Origin of the sequence: Streptomyces sp. SID4985 (assembly GCF_009863025.1) — a bacterium.
GTDB lineage: Bacteria > Actinomycetota > Actinomycetes > Streptomycetales > Streptomycetaceae > Streptomyces.
Window position 1 is genome coordinate 1 of the sequence record NZ_WWIR01000331.1, and the last position, 21302, is coordinate 21302.

The window sequence follows — 21302 nt, forward strand, 5'->3', positions numbered from 1 at the left end:
GCTCGCCCGGCCGCCGCAGGCGGGCCGCCAGCTGTACGCCGACCTCGGCCCGCTGCGTGAGGCGCTCGCCGCACGGGGCGTCGGCGACGCCCAGGAACTGGAGGACTACCTCACCGCCCGGCTCCCCATGCCCGCCCCCGGCGGCCACCGCTTCGGCGACGACCTCGGCGCACTGCGGGTACGGCTCGCCACCGGCCCCCTGACGGGTACGACCGATGCGGATCGCACCGAAAGCCTCACCTCGCCCACACCGATGGAACTGCCGCATGTGCAACGCGCGTTGATGTCCTTGGGGTCCGTCTTCGACGATCTCCGTGACGACGCTCAGCGATGGGAGCATCCTCGATGACGCAGCAGACGCACGAGCCCGGGTCCACCGCCACGACCCCCGAAGCGATCAGCGCGACCGTCGGCACGACCACCACCGTTCCCGTGGGCGGATCGCCCAAGTCCGCGCTCCCGCCCGCGTTTCCGCCGCTCGCCGAGCCGCGCCCGCTCGGGGAGCGCCGGGTGTGGCCGCGCGCCTTCCACGACCGGCTCACCACGCCGCTGCCCGGCCTGAAGGCCATGGCCCGCTTCGCCCGCGAGGGTTCCCTGCGCCCCGACCCGCAGGGCCTCGCCGACATTCCCCGACTCCCTTACGAACCGGGCCCATTGCCCCATGTGGGGGCCCGTACCGTCGCCGCCTCCTGGGTGGGGCACGCCAGCTGGGTCGTCCAGGTGGGCGGCCTGACCGTGCTCACCGACCCGGTGTGGTCGCGCCGCATCCTCGGCACGCCCGCCCGTGTCACGCCGGTCGGCATCCCCTGGGAGGCGCTGCCCCCGGTGGACGCGGTGGTCATCAGCCACAACCACTACGACCACCTGGACGCGCCCACGCTGGTCCGACTCCCGCGTGACACACCGCTGTTCGTGCCCGCCGCGCTCGGAAGCTGGTTCCGCAGACGGAGGTTCACCCGGGTGACCGAGCTGGACTGGTGGGAGGGCGCCGAACTCGACGGTGTCCGCTTCGACTTCGTGCCCGCGCACCACTGGTCCAAGCGCACCCTCACCGACACCTGCCACAGCCTGTGGGGCGGCTGGGTGCTCACCGCGCCCGACGGACAGCGCGTGTACTTCGCCGGGGACACCGGATACGGCCACTGGTTCAGCCGTATCGGCCGCCGCTACCCCGGCATCGACCTGGCCCTGATGCCGATCGGCGCCTACGACCCGCGCTGGTGGCTCAGCGATGTGCACTGCGACCCCGAGGAGGCCGTCCAGGCCGTCCAGGATCTCGGCGCCCGGCGGATGGCGCCGATGCACTGGGGCACCTTCGTCCTCTCGGCGGAACCGGTCCTGGAACCGCTCACCCGCGTGCGCACCGCCTGGGAGAAGGCCGGGTACGACCGGGACGACCTGTGGGACCTGCCGATCGGGGCCTCACGGGTGCTGGACTGACCCGGGACACGGGTACTGGACTGACCCGGGACACGGGTGCTGGACTGACCCGGGACACGGGTGCTGGACTGACCCGGGACCGCGCCCCGTACGCACGAGCCCCCTCACCGCCCCCGAACCCGCCGTACCACCCCCGGTACCGCGCCGACCAGCACCGTCAGCGCGACCGCCGCCACCACGCCCTCCCACGGCTCGGGGAACAGCGAACCCCCGAGGATGCCGATCAGCTGGTAGGTCACCGCCCACGCCAGACAGGCCGGCAGGTTCCCCCGGGCGAAGCGTCTGAGCGGCCACTTCGCCAGCAGACAGGCGAGCATCACGGGTATCCGGCCCGCCGGGACCAGCCGGGACAGCACCAGCACCGCGACCCCGTGGTCCGCCAATTTCTCCTGAGCGCCGGCGAGTTTCTCCTCCGGCGCCCGGTCGCGTATCGCCTCCAGCCAGCGCGAGCCGCTCTGCGAACGCAGCCCGCGCAGCCCCAGCCAGTACAGCGCCGCGTCCCCGAGGAAGGCCGCGAGCGAGGCCGTCACGAAGACCAACGCGAGGGAGTAGGGCGCCGTTTGATGGAAGGCGACCACCGCCGCCGAGCTGACCAGCGCCCCCGTCGGCACCACCGGCACCAGCGCCCCGATGAGCACCAGGAGGAACAACGGCGGGTAGCCGAGGGCCTGTTGCGTGGACTCGGGCGGTACGACCTGAGGGGCGGCCGCCGCCAGCAGGGCCACGCCCGCCGGGCATCTCACCGGGCGACCTCCAGCCGTACGCTCTCCCCGTGCCCGAGCCGGTGCACCGCGACGCCGGGCGCGGTCTCGGCCGCGAGGCGCGCGAACTCGTCGCCGGGCGCGTGGAATTCGTGCGGGCGGACCGCGTCCATGCCGATCGGCCAGTACGTGCCGTAGTGCACCGGCACCGCACAGCGCGGCCCGAGTCCGGCCAGCGCCCGCGCCGCCCGCCCCGCGTCCAGATGCCCCTCGCCGAGGAACGGCCCCCAGCCGCCCACCGGCAGCAGCGCCACGTCCACCGGGCCGACCTCCTCGGCCATGGAGTCGAACAGACCGGTGTCCCCGGCGAAGTAGGTCCGGCCCTCGCCCTCGACCACGTACCCGAGCGCGGGGGAGCGGTGCGGGCCGAACGGCAGCCGGCGTCCGTCGTGCCGGGCGGAGACCACGCGTACCCGTAGGGGACCGACCCGTACCTCGTCACCGGGCTGGACCTCGGTGATGTCCAGGTGGCGCAGCCGTCGCAGCCCGGGCACCGCGCGCGGGGCGCCCCGGGGCATCAGCAGCCGCGTACCCGGCTCCAGTTCGGCCAGCGACGGCAGGTGCAGGTGATCGGAGTGCAGATGGGAGACCAGCGCCAGATCCGCGCGCCGGGCGCGTGCGGGGGGCAACGCGCCCCGGCGGCGGCGCAGATGTGCGAGGCGCACGGCGAACAGGGGATCGGTGAGCACCCGTGTGTCCGAATCCTGGATCGCACAGGTCGCGTGTCCCCACCAGGTGACCTCCACCGGCACCCCCGCACCTCCTTCGCACGACTCCCCCGAAGCCTACGGGCAGCGGTAGGGTCTGCGGCGAGCCCGGAGGTGAGGGGACGCCATGAGACCGTTACGGGGTGCCGCCGACGGGATCGCGCCGGTGCGGGTCACCGCCATCGCCAGCCTGACTCCGCTGGAGGAGTTGGAGGAGGACCCGTTCCTGGTCGACTCCCGCAGCCAGCACGCCATGTGCGCCCGCTGGGCCGCCGAGCAGGGCTACGTCGTCACACGGGAGCTCCTCGTCGGCGGCCTGCGCTTCGACCACGGCGCTCTGTGGGACGGCGTGCGCTCCGGAGTGGACGTCTTCGTCGCCCCCAGCCGACGCGTCCTCGAACGCGCCCTGTCCTCGGTGGAGGAGTTCACCGCCGAGTGCGCCCGGCGCGGGGTGCGCGTGGAGACGGTGGGGCGGGCCGAGCCGTCGTACGACGCGGCGATGAAGGCGCGGGTGCACCGGAGGCTGTCGATGCCGACGGCCGGGTACGACGGCCTCTGAACGGGGGCTTGGCGCCCGACATCGCCCCGGTGATCCGGATCACCGGGGCTCCGCGCCCCGGTGTGGCAAGGTGGAGCGGGGCCCGGTGCCGTACGGGCCGGGAGGCGAGGTGCACGGGGCGTGGGGGGTGTACGGGGCGTACGGTGGCGACGGATCGCCGGTCAGCTAGGGCGGAGCGTCACGGTGTGGGCGGTCTCGACGCTCACCATGCTCGCGCTCGCCGCGCTGCTGCCCGACTTCCGGCTGCAGTCCGCCGACGGCGACAGCGCGACCCGGATCGCGATCACCGCCGCCTGCGGAGCGGGCGCCTTCGGTCTGCTCTCCGCCCTCGTCTGGCCGCTCCTGGTACGGCTGTTGCTGCTCGTGCCCGCGCTCTTCCTCGGCCTTCTCGTCTTCGCGCTCAACGGCTCCCTGCTGCTGCTCGCCCTGCGGCTCAGCCCCACCGGGCAGGGCGAGGCCGCGCCCGAGACCGCCGTCATCGTCGCCGCCGTGATGTCCGCCGTCGCCTCCGCGACCGGCGGCGCCCTCGCCGTGCGCGACGACGACGCCTACCGGCGCCGACTGCTGCGCCTGGCCGACCGCCGCCGCCGGGGCACCCCGCCCTGTCCGGCCGGGCCCGGACTGGTCTGCGTCCAGCTCGACGGCGTGGGGCACGACGTGCTCACCGCCGCCGTCCGCGCCGGGCATCTGCCGACCCTGGCCCGCCTGCTGACCGGCGCCGACGGTACGGGCCCCACCCACCGGCTCACCCCCTGGCGCACCGACTGGTCCAGCCAGACCGGCGCCAGCCAGCTCGGCATCCTGCACGGCAGCACCTTCGACGTGCCCGCCTTCCGCTGGTACGAGAAGGAGCGCGGCGAGGTCATGGTCTGCAACCGGCCCACCTCCGCCGCCGAACTCCAGCGCCGCGCCATGATCCGCACCGGGGAACGCGGACTGCTCGCGATGGACGGGGCCAGCCGGGGCAACCTGTTCAGCGGCGGTGCCGGGGAACAGGCGCTCGTGCTGTCCATCGCGACCCGTCGCCGGGGCCGGGAGAACCGTTCCCGCGCCGGGTACTTCGCCTACTTCAGCGACCCCGCCAACGCCGTGCGCACCGCCCTGTCCTTCGCCGCCGAGATCGGCCGCGAGACCGTCCAGTCCGTGCGCGCCCGGCTGCGCCAGGAGCGGCCCCGGGTGAGCCGGGGCGGCCTCTACCCCTTCATCCGCGCCTTCGCCACCGTCGTCGAACGGGACGTCGTGGTCGCCGCCGTCATGGGCGACCTGCTCGCCGGACGCAGCGTCGTCTACGCCGACCTCGTGGCGTACGACGAGGTCGCCCACCACTCCGGGCCGCACAGCCGGGACGTGGAGCAGGTGCTGCGCCGCCTCGACCGTTCCGTCGCGCTCATCGAGAAGGCCGCCGAACACGCGCCCCGCCCCTACCACGTGGTGATCCTCTCCGACCACGGCCAGAGCCCCGGCGAGACCTTCCGCGCCCGCTACGGCCTCACGCTGGCCAACCTCGTCCGCGCGGGCTGCGGGCTGCCCGTACCGCGCCGCGCCGAGCGAACCCACAGCGGGGCCGAGGCCCGCGCCGCCGTGCGCGCGGCCCTCGGCAGGCCCGACGAGCCCGACGAGACACCTCCGCGCCCCGCCCGCCGCCTCGAACCGGTCGTGCTCGCCTCCGGCAACCTCGGCCTGATCTCCTTCCCGGACAGGCCGCACCGGCTGACCAAGGAGGAGATCGACGCCCGCCACCCCGCCCTGCTGGCCACCCTCGCCAACCACCCCGGCGTCGGCTTCCTGCTGGTGCGCAGCGAGGAGCACGGCGGTGTGGTGCTCGGCCCCGCGGGCACCGAGATCCCGCTCGCCGACCTCGACGAACACCCTGGCCCGCTCGCCCCCTTCGGCCCCGGCGCGGCCGAGGCCGTACGCCGCACGCACGCCTTCCCGCACACCGCCGACATCATGGTCAACTCCAGTTACGACCCGGAGACCGGCGAAGTCCTCGCCTTCGAGGAGCAGATCGGCTCCCACGGCGGCCTCGGCGGCGCCCAGTCCCGGCCCTTCCTGCTCTCCCCGGTGGCGTTGTCCGCACCAGGCGGGGAGCTCGTGGGCGCCGAGCACGTACACGCCGTACTGCGGCGCTGGCTGGGGGAGTTGAGCGGTCCCGAGGTGCCGCTCGACACCGACGCCGACCGGCGCGCCGCCTGAGCGCGGACGGGTCCTCACACCGCCGCGCCGCCGAATGTGATCGGATGGGTGACACAGAGCCCGGAAACGGGATCACATGCGAAAGGAACCACCGTGGCCACCACGCGCACCGCACACACCGTCTGGGAGGGCGAACTCCTGACGGGCAACGGCACCGTCACGTTCGACTCCTCCGGCATCGGCTCCCAGCCGGTCTCGTGGCCGTCGCGCGCCGAGCAGGCGAACGGCCGCACCAGCCCCGAGGAGCTGATCGCGGCCGCCCACTCCAGCTGCTTCTCCATGGCGCTCTCGCACGGCCTGACCGGCGCCGGTAATCCCCCCACCCGCCTCGAGACCAAGGCCGATGTCACCTTCCAGCCCGGCGAGGGCATCACCGGCATCCACCTCACCGTGCGCGGCGAGGTCCCCGGCCTGGACGAGGACGCCTTCCGCGCCGCGGCCGAGGACGCCAAGAAGAACTGCCCGGTCAGCCAGGCCCTGACCGGCGCCCCGATCACCCTGACGGCCGAACTGGCCTGAGGTGGACGGGCGGTGCCCCTGGCCGTGCCGGGGGCACCGCGCTCTTCGTCGTGCGTCCTGCGTGCGAGCGGGGGCGAACGCGCGCCCCGCGAACGGGTGTTGAGTGCCGCATCGTCACCGCGTCACTCGCGTACGCCCACCGACTCCACCGCCCCGCGTCGCAGCAGCAGACCCGCCGGAACGACGGCCGCGATCACCGCGAGCACCGCGCAGGCGCCCAGGACCCCGGCGAGCGTCGGCCACGGGATCTCGACGGTCGTCCACACGGAGAGCAGGCCCAACGCGACCCACATGCCTGCCAGGTTGAGCCCGGCGACCAGCGCTCCCAGCACTCCGCCGACCATGACGACCATCAGCGCCTCGGCGCCCACCAGTCGCAGCACCTGCCACCGGGTGGCGCCGGTCAGCCGCAGCACGGCCAGCTCGCGGACCCGGTCGGAGGTCGCCATGACCATCGTGTTGGCCAGAGAGATGCCGGTGTAGAGGAGGGCGATACCGAGGACCAGGAGGAAGCCCGCCCTGGTCGTCCGGTTGGTCTCGGGGGACTGATCACGCACCCAGGCGTTCCCGGTGAGGACCTTCCCGCCCGACGCCCGCACCGCCCGGCGCAGACCGGCGGCCACGGTGGTCCGGTCGGATCCGTCCGCGAGGCGTACGTCGACCCGGTCGACGGGTGCCGCAGGGGCGTTGCGCGGGGTGACGTAGACGCCGTTGCCGCCGGTGCCGGTCGTCATGACCGCGGCGATCCGCAGGGACCTCCTCGTGCCGTCGCCGAGCCACACGTCCACCCGCTCGCCCACAGTGTGCTTCTGCCACTCCTCGTTGACGATGATCGAGTCGTCGTCCAGGTCGCTCACCTTCCCGGCGGCGAGCGGAAGGTGTGCGGTCGTCGCGAGCGGCTCCGGCTCGGCGGCCCTGGCATCGGACCTGAGGAGTGCCACGTCGTCCTCCAGGGCGTACACGGCACTCGACGCGCTCGGCGCGACCTCGGCACCGGACACGGCCCGAAGCCGCCGCAGCGTCGCCCCGTCGAAGCCGGAGTCATCCGCCGGAACGACCACGAAGTCGGCGGCCGTCCGCTCGCGCACCTCGGTGGCCTTCGCCCGGTCGAGGGTGGCGGTGGCGCCCAGCAGCGAGCCCGCCAGCGCCACCGTGACCAGTACGGGCGCCGCGACGGCGGCGGTGCGGCGCACCCCGGCGGCGGCGTTCTCCCGCACCAGCATCCCCACGGCGCAGGGCAGCCGGGCAGGCAGCCGGGCGATCAACCGGACCAGCGGCCGTACCAGCACCGGCGCGAGCAGTGCGACCGCGCTGATCAGCAGCATCGGGCGGCTCACGTAGACCTTGCGCTGCAACAGCTCGCCCGGATTCGTCAGCAGGGCCACGGCGAGCGTCACCGCGGTGGTGATCAGCAGGGCCGCGCCGAACAGCCGTCGGCCCCGGGTCATCGCCCCGGTGTCCACGGACGCCTCGCGCAGCGCCTCGCCGGGACCGGTGCGCCCCGCCCGCCAGGACGCGGTCAGTGCGCCGGACACCGCCACGAACAGGCCCGACCAGAAAGCGAGTTGGTACGGCCAGGTGTAGTCGCCGATGGCGAACCAGCGCGGCGCGAGGCCCTCGTCGACCGCCCACGCGGCAAGCCTCGGAGCCTCGTGGGAACCGAGCACACAGCCGACGGCCGAGGCGAGCACGCCGACCACGAGCGCCTCGGACACGACCATGCGGCGGAGCTGCCCCGGGGTCGCCCCGGCGGTGCGCAGCAACCCGAACTCGCGGCGCCGCTGGGCCACCGCGAACGCGAAGGTCGAGGCCACCACGAACACCGACACGAACCCGGTGACGCCCCCGGCCGTGCCGAACATGGCGTTCATCGCGGTCAGAGCCTCGCTGTCCCGGTCGGGATCGGCGTCGGCGTACCGGCGCGTGTCCCCGGTGAGGACCTGGACACCCTCGACGCCACGGAGCGCCTCGCGCACAGCCGTCGCATCGGCGTCGACTACAAGTCGCGGGCTGTACGGGGACAGTTCGGCGGCGCGGGCGTCGGTGTAGAACACGGCGTTCTCGAAGCCGAGCCCGGTCACGGTGCCGACGACGCGCACGGTGCCGCCGCCGGTCCGTACGTCGGTCCCCGGGCGGGCCCAGTCACCGCTCACGACGACCTCGTTGGCGGACTCGGGCGGGCGTCCCGCGTCGAGTGCGTACGGCGCGAAGGCGGCGGTGGACCAGGGGTGGCCCACCAGATCGGCGGGGGCGCCCTCGGCCCGCACCGCGAACGACCGGTCCTCGACGACGGTCCCGAGAGCGCGCAGCCTGGTCATCGCGGCGGCGGGCACGGCACGAGGCCGCGCGAGTTTCTGAGTGCGGTCACCGTTCGCGGTGGCGACCCTGAGGGTGTCCTGCCCCTGCACGACGACCGGCGCGGCGGCGAACCGCTCCGGCCTCCGGTCGGGTGCGTCCAGCGAGGACGCCAGCGCCAGCCCCATGACGGCGATCAGCGCCACCCCCAGGGAGAGGGCGACGAAGCTGCCGACGAAGGTGACCCAGCGGGTGCGCAGGGTACGCAGAGCGGTGCTCAGCACGGCGCCGCCTCCAGCGTGGCCATCCGTGCCGCGATGTCCTCGGCGCCCGCGCCGGTCAGCTCGCCGTCGACGCAGCCGTCGACGAGCAGGACGACGCGGTCGGCGCGGGCGGCGGCGACGGGGTCGTGGGTGACCATGACGATCGTCTGGCCGTCTCCGTCGACCATGCCGCGCAGCAGGTCCAGCACCTCGCGGCCGGTCCGCGAGTCCAGCGCGCCGGTCGGCTCGTCCCCGAACAGCACGTCGGGCCGGGTGATCAGGGCGCGGGCGAGCGCCACCCGTTGCTGTTGGCCGCCGGACAGTTCGGCCGGCCGGTGCCGCGCGCGGTCGCCGAGTCCGACCCGCTGAAGCACCTCGCGCACCTCGGCCTTTCCCGGACGGCGCCCCGCCAGCCGCAGGGGGAGTGCCACGTTCTGTTCGGCGGTCAGCGCGGGCAGCAGGTTGAACGCCTGGAACACGAAGCCGACGCGCTTACGGCGCAGCAGGGTCAGCCCGGTCTCGCTCAGCGTGGTCAGCTCCGTACCGCCCACGGTGACCGAGCCCGACGTGGGCCGGTCCAGCCCCGCCGCGCACTGGAGCAGCGTCGACTTGCCGGACCCGGACGGGCCCATCACGGCGGTGAAGGTCCCCCGGGGAAAGGCGAGCGACACCCCGTCGAGGGCGGTGACGGACGTGCCGCCCGAGCCGTACCGCCGGGTCACGGAGCGCAGTCGGATCGCGTCCTCGGTCATGTCTTCCCTCATCGGCACCTGTTCCTCGGCTCGTCGGTGCCTCCACGAAACCGCGGCGGCCCCCGGTGACGCAGTACGGCCAGGACGAGAAACGGGGTAGGGCCAGGCATACCCCCAATACGGGCCCCGGACCGATGGCCTCCGGCCGACGGGGCCGCTTACGGTCATGCTCATGCACCCTCGGAATGTGTGGCAGGCCATGTCCCGGCCGGGCTTTCTGCTGTCCGCCTGGCCCTGGCGCTCCGCCGCGTATCTCCTCACCGGCGCGGTGACCGGCGCCGCCGTCCTGGCGGCGGGCGTGACGGCGGTGGCGGTCTGCGGTGCGCTCGCCGTCGTCCTGGTGGGGCTGCCGCTGTGCGTCGTACTCGCCCTCGGCGGTATCCCGGTGGCCTGGGTGGAGCGGCACAGGCTGCGCCTGGTCGACGGCGACGCGATGACTGGCCGGCACCGGGTACCGACCGCGCCGGGACTGTGGGCATGGCTGACCACGCGGCTCCGCGAGCAGGCCACCTGGCGGGAACTCGGATACGCGTTGCTGTTCGCCGGACTGCTGTGGCCCGTCGACGCACTGGCGGTCGTGGTCGCCCTTGTGCCCCTGTCCTTGGCCGCGACTCCGCTGCTCATGGCCACGACCGGCGACGGCCATGAGGCGAAGGTGCTCAAGCAGTGGACGGTCACCACCTGGCCCGCCGCGATCGGCGTCGCCGTACTGGGGCTGCTCCTGCTGGGGCTGTGCGCCTACGCGCTCGGTGTCACGGCCGGTGCCCGCGCCGCGCTGACCCGGCTCCTGATCGCCTCCCGTGACGGGGAGTTGAGCGCTGAGGTGGTCGAACTGGCCCGATCCCGGGCCCGGTTGGTCGACGCCTTCGAGACCGAGCGCCGCCGCATCGAGCGCGATCTGCACGACGGCGCCCAACAGCGCCTGGTGTCCCTGACGATGACCCTCGGGCTGGCGCGCCTCGACGCTCCGCCCGGCCCTCTCGCCGACCAGCTTGCCAAGGCTCACGAGGAGGCGGGGAGCGCGCTCGCGGAGCTGCGTGAACTCATCCACGGCATCCACCCCAAGGTGCTCACCGACTACGGCCTCGGGGCAGCGGTCGCCGACGCCGCCGACCACTGCGTGGTCCCCGTCGCCGTCGACCTCGAACTGCCGGGCCGTCCGGATCAGTCCGTCGAGTCCGCGGCGTACTTCGTGGTCCGTGAGGCGCTGGCCAACGTCGACCGGCACAGCGGGGCCGACCGGGCGCGGGTGAGCGGCGGCCATCGCGACGGACGCCTGTTCCTGGAGGTGCGCGACGACGGACGCGGCGGTGCGGACCCCTCGGCGGGCAGCGGTCTCACCGGTCTCGCGGACCGGGTGTGGGCGCTCGATGGCAGACTTGCGCTGACCAGTCCGGCGGGTGGACCGACGCTGTTGCGTGTGGAGTTTCCTTGCGAGTTGACCGAGGCGGCCGACCGCTTCGCATAGTGCTGGCCGAGGACGGCGTGCTGCTGCGGGAAGGGCTCGTCGGCCTGCTCGGCCGCTGCGGCCACGAGGTGGTGGCGGCCGTCGGGGAAGCGCGGGCACTGATCACCGCGGTCGAGGAGCAGGCCCCCGACATCGTGGTGACGGACGTGCGCATGCCGCCCGGTTTCCAGGACGAGGGCCTGCACGCGGCGGTACGGCTGCGGCGGCGGAACCCCGCACTCCCGGTCCTGGTCCTCAGCCAGTACGTGCAACGGACGTACGCCGCCGACCTCCTGGACTCCGGCGACGGAACGGGCGTCGGTTACCTGCTCAAGGACCGGATCGGCCAGGTCGAGGAGTTCCTGGAGGCGCTGCGCAGGGTCGCGGACGGCGGGACGGTGGTCGACCCCGAGGTGGTACGCCAGTTGCTGCGCCGTCGCCGTGACCCGCTGGAGCGGCTCACCCCGCGCGAACGCGAGGTGCTGGCACTCGTTGCCGAGGGCAGGTCCAACAGCGCGATCGCCGGGGAACTGGTGGTCTCCGAAGCCGCGATCGGCAAGCACGTCGGCAGCATCCTCGCCAAGCTGGACCTGCCCCCGACGGCCGCGGCACACCGCAGGGTCCTGGCGGTCCTGGCCTACCTACGGGCCTGAACAGCCCTGCGTGAACGGCTCCGGGTGAACAGCTCTAGAGGCTCTCGCGGAACTCGCGCAGCAGCTTCTGCGTGCGCTGGGCGGATGCCGCGCGTGCCGTCATGTGGTCCAGCACCTCCAGGTGCGTGGCCACCTCCTCGCGGGAGTCCAGGTACAGCGCGCCGGTGAGGTACTCGGTGAAGACCATGTCGGGCAACTCCCGCTGGGGGAAGCGGAAGAGGGTGAACGGGGCGTACGTCCCCGGGTGCGGGCCCGCGGCGAACTCGGCGAGCTGGAGGGTGACGCGGTCCCGCTCGGTGTATTCGAGGAGCTTGTCCAGCTGGTCGCGCATGACCTCGGAGCGGGTGCTCACGGGGCGGCGCAGTACCGTCTCGTCCATGACGATCCACAGATGCGGCGGGTCGTCCCGCTCCAGCAGGTGCTGGCGCTCCATGCGCAGGGTGACGTGCCGCTCGACCGAGTCCGGCGCGTGCTGGCCGATGGTCCCGGCCTCCAGTACGGCGCGCGCGTACGCCTCGGTCTGCAACAGGCCCGGGACGAAGTGGGGTTCGTAGGAGCGGATGAGCCGGGCGGCGCCCTCCAGGCTGACGTAGAGGCTGAACCACTCCGGCAGCACGTCGTGGAAGCGCTGCCACCAGTCCGGGCGGTTCGCGTCCTCGGCCAGCCGGATGAACGCGGCCGCCTCGTCGCCGGTCACGCCGTACGCGGCCAACAGTGCCTGCACGTAAGGGATCTTGAGGGCTACCTCGGCCATCTCCATGCGCCGTACCGTCGCGGCGTTCACATGGAGCACCTGCGCGGCCGCGTCCCGGCCGAGACCGGCCGTCTCACGCAGCTCCTGCAACCGCTTGCCCAGGACCACTTGGCCCACGGTGGGCGCGGCCCGCCGCTCACTCACGCCCGCCCCTCCCTGCGTGCCGAAGTCGTGCCGCCAGTCTGTCACGAGCAGGGCTTCCGCACACGTGCCCGAAGGTAAGAAAGATCGGGAACGCATACCTGACGATCTGTCAACTCCTTTACAAATAGCGGGACATGGCGATCGCGGCGACCGCACACTGGCCCCGTGCTCGACTACGAGAAGGAAGCCGCCATCTACGACGCCTCCCGTGGCGGAGAGGCCCGCGCGGAGGCCGCCACCGAGGCCGTCCTCGCCCTGATCCCCGCCCGCACCGGCCGCCTCCTGGACCTCGGCTGCGGCACCGGCACGGTCACCCGACGCCTGGCGGCCGCCCGCCCAGGTCTGCGCGTGACCGGGGTGGACCGCGCCCGCGCCATGATCCGACGCTCGGCGGCCCTCGTCCCCGGCGCGATCCTGCGCGCCGACTGCCGCCAACTCCCCTTCCCCGACGCCACCTTCGACGCCGTCACCAGCGTCTGGCTGCTCCACCTGCTGGCCGACCCCGCCGACCGGCGCGCGGTCCTCACCGAGGTCGCCCGCGTCCTGCGCCCCGGCGGCACCTACGTCACCACCGTCGACAAGGCCCGCTCCCACAACGTGGGCAGCGACATCGACGCCGTCCTCGCCTCCCGCACCCGCCCACCCGCCGCCGACGCGCCCGACATCATCACCGCCCACGCCACCGAGGCCGGTCTCATCCCGGCGGGCGAAGGTCGCTTCGTGGGCGTCGGTCAGGGCCGCAGCCCCCGCCGGACCATCACCGACCTCGGCCGCGGCTGGTTCAGCACCCTTCCGCCCGGCGCCCCGGAGACGGCCCACTTCGCGGAGCTTCTGTCCCGCCTCCCGGATCAGGACCGGCCGCGCGCGGACCCGGTGTTCAGGCTGCGGGCCTATCGGAAGCCGGAGTGAGCCGACTGCCGTCGCCCTGAGCTTCCTGAGCCGGTCCGTCCGTCCCGGGCGACAGGATCGCCGCGATCACGTCCCCGCTCGTCCCCAGCACGTCCGCCACGAAGCGCGCCCGGCCGACGCCGAGGGCGGTGAGGGCGCGGCCGTGGTCGGTGGCGACGAGGAGGGAGGCGCCGAGCAGGGGCAGGCGCCAGAGAAGGAGGAGGGGGCGGCGGAGGGGGCGGGGGAGTCGGGCGAACGAGGTGTGGAGGCGGGCGCAGTGGAAGGGGATGTGGCGTTCCTCGTCGGCGAGGATGCGAGCCGCGACCTCGGCGGTGAGGGGGTCGGTGTTGCCGTCGCGGAGGGCGCGGTAGTAGCGGAGGGCGACCAGCTCCGCGACCATGAGGATCAGCAGCTCCAGCCGCAGGCCGAGGAGCCGGCGCAGACGTACGAAGACCGTGTCGCTCCAGTGGCCGGAGAGGGTCGGGAGCCCGGCCGAGGCGAGGAGCCGGGCGAGGAGACGGGCGTGGTTCTGTTCCTCGGCGACGAAGAGGCGGGCCGCCCGTGCGTAGTCGGGGTCGCCCGCGCGGTCGGCCTTGGCGAGGAGGCTGGTGCCGTCGCCGTCCTCCCCGACCTGGAAGCGCTGGACGCTCGCCCACACCGCCGGGTGCTCCGTGGCGTTCCGCCGCCAGTCCGGGTCGCCCAGCGCGGCCCGCCGTTCACGTTCCTCCTCGAACCGCCGCGTCCACTCCGCGAAATCGCTCCCGCGCACCCTGATCCCCTCCCCGGGTGCGGCCCTCGCACCCTGAAGAGGGACGACGCGCCCGGGCGCCGAACCGTTCCGCCACCCCGCCCGCCGCGCGTACGGCATCCGCACTTGCCATAACGGCAACAGAACTGGCCCGCGGCCGCCCCGCCGTCGCACGCTGGGCCCATCCGGAAGAGAGGCGGGCCACCATGGCGCACGACCACCACCAGCACCACGAGCACCACGAGGCGCACGGACACGACCACACCGACCTCGACTGGGCCGAGCAGGGCCCCATGCTGGAGGCGCAGGCGGAGCTGTACACCCCCGCGTACGAGCAGGCCATCGCCTGGCTCGCCGAGCAGGTGCCCGCGCCGAAGCTGATCGTGGACGCGGGCAGCGGCCCCGGTGTCGTGGCGTGCCTGTTCGCGGCGGCGTTCCCGCAGGCGCACGTGGTGGCGGTCGACGGCGCCGCCCCGCTCCTGGAGCGCGCGCAGGACCGTGCCGAACAGCAGGGACTGGGGGACCGGTTCAGCACCCTGACCGGTGAACTCCCGGACGTGCTGGAGAAGTTGGACCGACCCGTCGATCTCCTCTGGGCCAGCCGCAGTCTGCACCACCTCGGCGACCAGCGGGCCGCGCTCACCGCCTTCGGTGAACACCTCGCCCCCGGCGGCACGTTGGCCCTCCTGGAAGGCGGACTCCCCGCCCGCTTCCTCCCCCGCGACATCGGCATCGGCCGCCCCGGACTCCAGTCCCGGCTGACCGCGCTGGAGGAGGAGTGGTTCGCCCGGATGCGCGCCGGACTCCCCGGCGCCGTCCCCGAGACCGAGGACTGGCCCGCCCTCCTGACCTCCGCCGGGCTGCGCCCCACCCGCACCCGCAGCTTCCTCCTCGACGTGCCCGCCCCGGCCACCGAGCAGGCCCGCGCCCACGTCGCCACCACCCTCACCCGCCTGCGCGACGCCGCCCCCGACGACCTCACTCCCGAGGACCGCGCCACCCTGGACCGCCTCGTCGACCCCGCCGACCCGGCGAGCGTCCACCAGCGGCCGGACGTGTTCCTTCTGGACGCGTACACCGTGTACACGGCGGTACGGCCCGCATAACCGGAGCGCTCGACCCTGACGGAGGTCCCGCCTCCGTCAGGGTTTCCGGCGCAGTCCGGGAAACACCTCGCCCGTCGCCCACCCCCGCAACGTCGCCCCCACCGCCGCCCCGAACGCCGCGTCGGCCGCCAACAGGTCCAGCGCCCCGGCCAGTTCGAGCGTCACGAGCCCGTGCAGCGCCACCCAGAGCGAGAGCGCGATCGCGGTGGCGTCGCCGTCGAGAACGCCCCGCGCCAGCGCCCGCTCGATCGCCGCGACGAGCGGCCCCACCGGGTCGGCGGTCCCGACCTCCCCCGACGGCTCGAAGGACTGCACCCCGCCGAACAGCACCGTGTACAGATGACGGTGGCCGTGCCCCCAGCGCCGGTACGCGACGGCGAGGGCGTACAGATCGGTGAGTGGGTCGTCGGTGGCCGGTACCGCCGACAGGTCCGCGAAGAGTCCGGCCACGGCCCGGTCGCGCACCGCCGCGATCAGTCCGTCCTTGCCGCCGAACAGGGAGTACACCGCCGCCGTCGAGGTCCCGGCGTCCGCCGCCACGACGCGCACCGTGACCGACTCCCGGGGTCGCGTGGCCAGCATCTCCGTCGCGCACGCCACCAGTCGCTCCGCGACGCCCTCGTCATTCGTTCTCGGCCTGCCCATGCCGAGCAGCCTAGCCCCTCTGGTAACGTCGTTTTGAAACAGCGTTCGGAAACTCTGGGGGGTCCGTCATGTCCGCGTTCGCCTTACGTCTCGCCCGCTCAACCACACGTGTGGTCAAGGGAATTGGAGTCGCCGCCGCCCTATCCGCCGCCTTCCTCCTGCTGATCGTCCTCACCGACGGCGCGGGCTCCGGGCTCGTCGCCTGGTGCGTCACCACCGGACTTGCCACAGCCGTCGCACTCCGGCGGAGCAGGCGCCGAACCGAGGCGTCCCGGGCGGCCCGCGTCGCCCTGTTCCTGCCCATCGTCCTCGCGGCCGCGCTCACCGCGTCGGTCTGCGTCCCCACCGCGCCCACCGCCCGCCGGTATCCGCCCGCGCTGCCCTCCGTGGCGATGCAGCACTGGCACCTGTCCACCGGCAGCCGGGTCGCGGTCTACCACTATCCGCCGACGGGCCCCGCACCCCGCCCGGCCGTCCCGCTCGTCTACCTCAACGGCGGCCCCGTACGCGGCATTTCACTGCTCGACCACCGCTTCCTACGGCTGCTGGCGAGCCAGGGTCACGACGTGTACGCCTACGAACCGGCAGGCGCCGGACGCAGCGGTCTGCTGCCGATGGACCAGTACTCCCTGTCCCGCTCGGTCCGCGATCTCGCAGCCGTCCTCGACCACTTGGCCACCGCAGAACCCCGGACCGCGGCCAAGGCCGACATCCTCGGCTTCTCCTCCGGCGCCGTCGTCCTCACCCGCGCCCTCGCCACCCCCATGGTTGCCGCCCATATACATCGCGCGATCATCGCGGAGCCCGGCCCCATGGACGGCCCCACCGCACGCATCGACGGACAGCACGGCCGACCCACCGCGCGCGGCCTCGCCCCCGCCATGACCGGACCCCGCTCGACCCACGTCCCCCGGTACGCGGTGGCGTTCGGCCTCATGCGCCTCGGGCTCCTCGCCCCGGACACCGGTCTGATCGGACAGGCCGAGGGCGACAACGCGTTCACCGCCGCCGACCTCGGCGGCGACACCGCGTCCGCCTACTGCGCCCGCGACGCGCACCGCATCCCCGCCGAGGACTCCGCGCGGAACTTCTCCTTCAGCCCCGCAGCGAGCCTCCGCGTGCAGCGGACGGTGAAGGACTCGCCGTCCCTCGCCCCGCGCCTGAAGAACTCCCGCACCCCGGCCATGCTGATGATCGCCGAGTGCTCCTCGCAGGTACGCCAGTGGGCGACCGCCGTCCTGGCCGCCGACCCCGGCATCCGGCGCACGCAGTACCTGCCAGGTGTCGGCCACCACCTGTGGAACGGCCTGGACGACAACAACCGCCGCGCCGCCGCCGTGATCACCGCGTTCCTCCGGGACGAACCGGCACCGCTGCCCGACTACCCGAAGCGCTCGGACATCCCCGCCTTCCTCCACGCCCACCAGTGACCCGACGTACAAGTCACCGGCGGCTCAGTCCCGCCCGACGAACTTCCGCGCCAGCCGGTCACCCAGCTCCACCGCGGCCTCATGGCTCTCGATCGGGGAGACCTTGGACTCGGCGCCCGTGAAGAGGATGTACGTCACGCCCGACTCCGCGCCGCCCGTCGCCGGGTCGGGGTCGATGCCCAGGCCCTCGGCGGCGGCGTACGAGGCCTCGCCGATGATGCGGGAGGGGCCGGTGTCGCCGACGACCGCGTACTCGACCTTGTTGCCATGGACGACGGCCACCACACCGCCGCCCTTCACGCCGGACTTGGTGTAGTCCCACAGGGCGCTGGAGCCGGGGACCACGATGTAGGGGAGCGCGTCGGCGCGCAGCGGCTTGCCGTCGGACTGGTGGAACGCGGTGTCGTCCTGGTACCAGGGATCGCGGTCCTTGTTGCACTTGTCGGTGCGCAGGCCGTCGCAGTCGACGTCCATGTCCGCCTTCCAGAAGACCGCGCCCTTGGCGCCGCACACGGGGACGGTGGCCGGTTTCTCCTCGTCCGTGCGGTACAGCCCGTCGGAGATCCGCTCGCAGGACGTCACCTTGGCCAGCAGGTCGGACGCGGACACCGAGCCCTCGCGGGCCGAGCCGGTGGAGCGGTCCATGACGGCATAGAACGTCGCCGAGGCGAGCAGGACGACACCGGCCGCGGTGGCCAGGCCCAGGGGGCGGGGGCGCATGGGTGATCCTTCACGTCGATGAGCTTCAAGTCGCGGAGGAGGAAGCAGAATCGGTCCCGCCACGCGCACAAAGCCGTCCGCCCCGGTGATGGCGGGGCGGACGGCCGTGTGGCGTACGGGAGTGCCTTATGGCGTACGGGAGTTCAGGCCGAGTCGGAGACCGGGCCGTCCCGGACCCGGGCTCAGACCACTTCGAACTCGGCCGGGTTCGGACCGAGCCGCTTGTCCTCGTTCAGCGCGCTGATGGCCGCGAGGTCCTCGTCGTCCAGGTTGAAGTCGAAGACCTCGATGTTCTCCCTGATCCGCGACGGCGTCACGGACTTGGGGATCACGATGTTGCCGAGCTGGACGTGCCAGCGCAGCACGACCTGCGCGGGCGTACGGCCGTGCTTGCGCGCGATCGCGACGATGGCGGGCACCTCAAGGAGGCCCTTGCCCTGGCCGAGCGGCGACCACGCCTCGGTCGCGATGCCCTGCTCGGCGTTGAACTCCCGCGCCGCGCGCTGCTGGAGGTGCGGGTGCAGCTCGATCTGGTCGACCGCCGGGACGATGGACGTCTCCGAGATCAGCCGCTCCAGGTGCTCGGGGAGGAAGTTGGACACACCGATCGCGCGGATGCGGCCGTCGGAGTACAGCTTCTCGAACGCCTTGTAGGAATCGACGTAGTTGTCCCGGGCCGGAACGGGCCAGTGGATCAGGTACAGGTCGAGATAGTCGAGGCCCAGCTTCTCCAGGGACGCGTCGAACGCGCGCAGCGTCGCGTCGTACCCGTGGTCGCTGTTCCAGAGCTTGGTGGTGACGAAAATGTCCTCGCGGGGCAGACCGGAGGCGGCGATGGCCTTGCCGGTGCCGGTTTCGTTGCCGTAGATCGCCGCTGTGTCGATGCTGCGGTACCCGGCCTCCAGCGCCGTGCTGACCGCGCGCTCGGCCTCGGTGTCCGGCACCTGCCAGACGCCGAACCCCAGCTGGGGCATCTCGACACCGTTGTTGAGGACGATCGGGGGGACCTTGCTGCTCACGAGCTCTTGATCCTTCGGTTGTGGACAGGGTCGTACACCATCGTCAACGATCACGGGCCCGAATGCATTCCTGACCGGCGATCCGTACCTGGGATCCGTACGGGCGGTCCGTACCGGCGATCCTTCCGGCCCCGGCCGGGCACTCCGTCCGGCATCAGCCCTGGTACAGCGCGTCGATCTCCTGCCCGTACGCCTTCTCGATGGCCTTCCGCTTCAGCTTCAGCGACGGCGTCAGCAGCCCGTGCTCCTCGGTGAACGGCTGCACGAGGACACGGAACGTCCGGATCGACTCCGCCTGCGACACCAGCGTGTTGGCGGCCACCACCGCCCGGCGCACCTCCGTCTCCACCGCCGGATCGCGCACCAGCCGGGAGATGTCCCGGCGCGGCCGGCCCTGCATCTGGAGCCAGTGCTCGACCGCGTCCTGGTCGAGCGTGATCAGCGCGGCGACGTACGGACGGTCGTTGCCGACGACGATGCACTGGTGGACCAGCGGATGGTCGCGCACCCGCTCCTCCAGCACACCCGGGGAGACGCTCTTGCCGCCGGAGGTCACCAGGATCTCCTTCTTGCGGCCGGTGATGGTCAGATAGCCGTCCTCGTCCAGCGCGCCCAGGTCACCGGTGGCCAGCCAGCCCTCGTGCAGGGACTCGTCGGTCGCCTTGGGGTTGTTGAGGTAGCCCTGGAAGACGTTGCCGCCGCGCAGCCAGACCTCGCCGTCCTCGGCGACATGCACCGAGACCCCGGGAACGGCCTGGCCGACCGTGCCGTAGCGCGTGCGGTCGGGCGGGTTCGCGGTCGCGGCGGCCGTCGACTCGGTCAGGCCGTAGCCCTCGTAGATCTGCACGCCCGCGCCCGCGAAGAACAGCCCCAGACGGCGGTCCATCGCCGAGCCGCCGGACATCGCGTTGCGGATCCGGCCGCCCATCGCCGCGCGCACCTTGGAGTAGACGAGCTTGTCGAACAGCTGGTGCTGCATCCGCAGCGCCGGTGAGGGCCCCGACCCCGTGCCCCACGCCTTCGCCTCCAGCGCCTCGGCGTAGCGCACCGCCACGTCGACCGCCTTGAGGAACGGCCCCTCCTTGCCGTCCTTCTCCGCCTTGCGGCGGGCCGCCGAGTACATCTTCTCGAAGATGTACGGCACGGCGGTGATGAACGTCGGCCGGAACGCGGCCAGGTCCGGCAGCAGCGCGGACGCGTGCAGCTCCGGCTGATGCCCGAAGCGGACCCGGCCCCGGAACGCGGCGACCTCCACCATCCGCCCGAAGACATGGGCCAGCGGCAGGAACAGCAGCGTGGACGCCTCGTCGCCCTTCTTGGAGTGGAACACCCGCTCCCAGCGGTCGATGATCGCGTCCGCCTCGAACATGAAGTTCCCGTGGGTGAGCACACAGCCCTTGGGTCTGCCCGTGGTGCCCGAGGTGTAGATGACCGTGGCGATGGCCTCGGGGGTGACCGCGCGGCGGTGCCGGTGCACCAGCTCGTCGTCCAGGTGCGCGCCCGCCTCGTACAACTCCCGTACGCAGCCGTCGTCCAGCTGCCACAGGCGGCCGAGCCGGGGGAGGCGGTCGATGACGGTGGCGATCGTCATCGCGTGGTCCTCGTGCTCGACGATCGCCGCGGTCACCTCGGCGTCGTACAGCATCCAGAAGCACTGCTCGGCCGAGGACGTCGGATAGACCGGCACCACCTGGGCGCCGATCGTCCACAGCGCGAAGTCGAACAGCGTCCACTCGTAGCGGGTACGGGACATGATCGCGACGCGGTCGCCGAAGCGGATCCCGTTCGCGAGCAGCCCCTTGGCCAGCGCCAGCACCTCGTCACGGAACTCGGCGGCGGTCACGTCCCGCCACTGGCCCGCCCCGTCCTTGCGGCCGAGCGCGATGTGCTGCGGGTCGACCCGGGCGTACTCGAAGACGGTGTCGGCCAGCCCGCCGGCCGGCGCCGGTGCCGACGTCGTTGTCGTCGGAGGATTGGTGAAGCCCTGCAAGTTTCCGCCCTCCGTTCCTCACAGCGCCGTGACGCTACCCCACCCGTTGGCCGGATGGGAGCCGTCCCGAATCCGGGCAACCCACGCATTCGCGCCCGCCGTTGCCCGGAAAATACCCGCACAAGGGGAAGGTACGGACACGACGGAGGCGACCGCTCAGCCGAACCCACCCCAATCTCCACCGAATCTGTACGGGCTGGTCACGGAGTGCCGTCCGGCGGTTCGGCAGACGGGGGCGGCGAGAAGCCCCGCACGCCCGAGGGGTG

The 21302-nt window shown here is 72.9% G+C and carries 19 protein-coding genes and 1 pseudogene; 10 read left to right on the plus strand and 10 right to left on the minus strand.

All coding sequences use genetic code 11. The features are described 5' to 3' along the window. Together GTW40_RS13745 and GTW40_RS13750 are read left to right on the plus strand one after the other, a co-directional pair. Positions 1 to 349, plus strand: a pseudogene (locus GTW40_RS13745) (pyridoxal phosphate-dependent aminotransferase); the annotation flags it as partial. Then, entirely contained in the window at positions 346 to 1440 is a 1095-nt protein-coding gene (locus tag GTW40_RS13750; protein WP_202485844.1) for an MBL fold metallo-hydrolase, read from the plus strand. The pseudogene GTW40_RS13745 and the gene GTW40_RS13750, both read left to right, overlap by 4 nt. Positions 1441 to 1544: 104 nt before the next feature. Here the strand turns inward: GTW40_RS13750 and GTW40_RS13755 are convergent, their stop codons facing one another. Next, positions 1545 to 2165 (minus strand): VTT domain-containing protein, encoded by a 621-nt coding sequence (locus GTW40_RS13755; protein WP_161180490.1) that lies wholly within the window; start codon positions 2163 to 2165, stop codon positions 1545 to 1547. Positions 2166 to 2179: 14 nt separating this feature from the next. Further along, the gene (locus GTW40_RS33535; RefSeq protein WP_161180459.1) at positions 2180 to 2953 is read right to left on the minus strand and encodes an MBL fold metallo-hydrolase; all 774 of its coding nucleotides are present in this window, start codon (positions 2951 to 2953) and stop codon (positions 2180 to 2182) included. An 82-nt stretch (positions 2954 to 3035) separates the two neighbouring features. Here GTW40_RS33535 and GTW40_RS13765 point away from each other — a divergent pair, with 82 nt between their 5' ends. The 3 genes from GTW40_RS13765 to GTW40_RS13775 all read left to right on the plus strand — a co-directional run bounded on the left by GTW40_RS13765 (position 3036) and on the right by GTW40_RS13775 (position 6182). Beyond that, positions 3036 to 3467, plus strand: coding sequence for a hypothetical protein (locus GTW40_RS13765; RefSeq protein WP_161180460.1), 432 nt, complete (start codon positions 3036 to 3038; stop codon positions 3465 to 3467). A gap of 183 nt (positions 3468 to 3650) precedes the next feature. Beyond that, the gene (locus GTW40_RS13770) at positions 3651 to 5663 is read left to right on the plus strand and encodes an alkaline phosphatase family protein (protein WP_343245689.1); all 2013 of its coding nucleotides are present in this window, start codon (positions 3651 to 3653) and stop codon (positions 5661 to 5663) included. Between the two features lie 93 nt (positions 5664 to 5756). Next, positions 5757 to 6182: an OsmC family protein gene (locus GTW40_RS13775; RefSeq protein WP_161180462.1), complete on the plus strand. Its 426-nt coding sequence runs from the start codon at positions 5757 to 5759 to the stop codon at positions 6180 to 6182. A 122-nt stretch (positions 6183 to 6304) separates the two neighbouring features. Here GTW40_RS13775 and GTW40_RS13780 read toward each other — a convergent pair whose 3' ends face one another. Together GTW40_RS13780 and GTW40_RS13785 are read right to left on the minus strand one after the other, a co-directional pair. Next, on the minus strand, positions 6305 to 8761 hold the full coding sequence (locus GTW40_RS13780; protein WP_161180463.1) for an FtsX-like permease family protein: 2457 nt from the start codon (positions 8759 to 8761) through the stop codon (positions 6305 to 6307). After that, positions 8755 to 9492, minus strand: coding sequence for an ABC transporter ATP-binding protein (locus GTW40_RS13785; protein WP_161180491.1), 738 nt, complete (start codon positions 9490 to 9492; stop codon positions 8755 to 8757). The genes GTW40_RS13780 and GTW40_RS13785 overlap by 7 nt, the downstream gene beginning before the upstream one ends. A 199-nt stretch (positions 9493 to 9691) precedes the next feature. Here GTW40_RS13785 and GTW40_RS13790 point away from each other — a divergent pair, with 199 nt between their 5' ends. After that, positions 9692 to 10960 carry a sensor histidine kinase gene (locus tag GTW40_RS13790; protein WP_161180493.1) on the plus strand — a complete coding sequence of 423 codons (1269 nt, stop codon included), beginning with the start codon at positions 9692 to 9694 and terminating at the stop codon, positions 10958 to 10960. After that, a complete protein-coding gene (locus GTW40_RS13795) occupies positions 10924 to 11592 on the plus strand; it encodes a response regulator transcription factor (RefSeq protein WP_202485845.1) in 669 nt (222 codons plus the stop codon). Before GTW40_RS13790 ends, GTW40_RS13795 begins: the two co-directional genes overlap by 37 nt. 34 nt (positions 11593 to 11626) lie before the next feature. On the opposite strand, the gene GTW40_RS13800 is transcribed toward GTW40_RS13795, so the two are convergent. Further along, complete coding sequence (locus GTW40_RS13800) at positions 11627 to 12490, minus strand: helix-turn-helix transcriptional regulator (RefSeq protein ID WP_161180464.1); 864 nt, start codon at positions 12488 to 12490, stop codon at positions 11627 to 11629. Between the two features lie 165 nt (positions 12491 to 12655). Between GTW40_RS13800 and GTW40_RS13805 the strand changes: the two genes are divergently transcribed. After that, positions 12656 to 13399 carry a class I SAM-dependent methyltransferase gene (locus GTW40_RS13805; protein ID WP_161180465.1) on the plus strand — a complete coding sequence of 248 codons (744 nt, stop codon included), beginning with the start codon at positions 12656 to 12658 and terminating at the stop codon, positions 13397 to 13399. Here GTW40_RS13805 and GTW40_RS13810 read toward each other — a convergent pair. Beyond that, the gene (locus tag GTW40_RS13810) at positions 13368 to 14147 is read right to left on the minus strand and encodes a ferritin-like domain-containing protein (RefSeq protein ID WP_343245690.1); all 780 of its coding nucleotides are present in this window, start codon (positions 14145 to 14147) and stop codon (positions 13368 to 13370) included. The genes GTW40_RS13805 and GTW40_RS13810 overlap by 32 nt on opposite strands. A gap of 185 nt (positions 14148 to 14332) precedes the next feature. Here GTW40_RS13810 and GTW40_RS13815 point away from each other — a divergent pair, with 185 nt between their 5' ends. Beyond that, entirely contained in the window at positions 14333 to 15232 is a 900-nt protein-coding gene (locus tag GTW40_RS13815; protein WP_161180466.1) for a class I SAM-dependent methyltransferase, read from the plus strand. Between the two features lie 36 nt (positions 15233 to 15268). Here GTW40_RS13815 and GTW40_RS13820 read toward each other — a convergent pair whose 3' ends face one another. Next, positions 15269 to 15877, minus strand: a complete 609-nt coding sequence (locus tag GTW40_RS13820; RefSeq protein ID WP_161180467.1) for a TetR/AcrR family transcriptional regulator — start codon at positions 15875 to 15877, stop codon at positions 15269 to 15271. A gap of 68 nt (positions 15878 to 15945) precedes the next feature. On the opposite strand from GTW40_RS13820, the gene GTW40_RS13825 reads away from it, so the two are divergent. Continuing rightward, entirely contained in the window at positions 15946 to 17307 is a 1362-nt protein-coding gene (locus GTW40_RS13825) for an alpha/beta hydrolase (RefSeq protein WP_161180468.1), read from the plus strand. 24 nt (positions 17308 to 17331) lie between these two features. Here the strand turns inward: GTW40_RS13825 and GTW40_RS13830 are convergent, their stop codons facing one another. From GTW40_RS13830 to GTW40_RS13840, 3 genes are all read right to left on the minus strand, one after another. After that, the gene (locus GTW40_RS13830; RefSeq protein WP_161180469.1) at positions 17332 to 18027 is read right to left on the minus strand and encodes a glycoside hydrolase family 75 protein; all 696 of its coding nucleotides are present in this window, start codon (positions 18025 to 18027) and stop codon (positions 17332 to 17334) included. 182 nt (positions 18028 to 18209) lie between these two features. Beyond that, on the minus strand, positions 18210 to 19046 hold the full coding sequence (locus GTW40_RS13835; protein WP_161180470.1) for an aldo/keto reductase: 837 nt from the start codon (positions 19044 to 19046) through the stop codon (positions 18210 to 18212). Between the two features lie 154 nt (positions 19047 to 19200). After that, positions 19201 to 21036, minus strand: coding sequence for an AMP-dependent synthetase/ligase (locus tag GTW40_RS13840; RefSeq protein ID WP_161180471.1), 1836 nt, complete (start codon positions 21034 to 21036; stop codon positions 19201 to 19203). Positions 21037 to 21302 lie beyond the last annotated feature (266 nt).

Coding starts and splice junctions, on each gene's coding strand:
- GTW40_RS13820 (WP_161180467.1), bottom strand. CDS start 15,877: ATGGGCAGGCCGAGAACGAATGACGAGGGCGTCGCGGAGCGACTGGTG.
- GTW40_RS13750 (WP_202485844.1), top strand. CDS start 346: ATGACGCAGCAGACGCACGAGCCCGGGTCCACCGCCACGACCCCCGAA.
- GTW40_RS13785 (WP_161180491.1), bottom strand. CDS start 9,492: ATGACCGAGGACGCGATCCGACTGCGCTCCGTGACCCGGCGGTACGGC.
- GTW40_RS13790 (WP_161180493.1), top strand. CDS start 9,692: ATGTCCCGGCCGGGCTTTCTGCTGTCCGCCTGGCCCTGGCGCTCCGCC.
- GTW40_RS13830 (WP_161180469.1), bottom strand. CDS start 18,027: ATGCGCCCCCGCCCCCTGGGCCTGGCCACCGCGGCCGGTGTCGTCCTG.
- GTW40_RS13825 (WP_161180468.1), top strand. CDS start 15,946: ATGTCCGCGTTCGCCTTACGTCTCGCCCGCTCAACCACACGTGTGGTC.
- GTW40_RS13765 (WP_161180460.1), top strand. CDS start 3,036: ATGAGACCGTTACGGGGTGCCGCCGACGGGATCGCGCCGGTGCGGGTC.
- GTW40_RS13815 (WP_161180466.1), top strand. CDS start 14,333: ATGGCGCACGACCACCACCAGCACCACGAGCACCACGAGGCGCACGGA.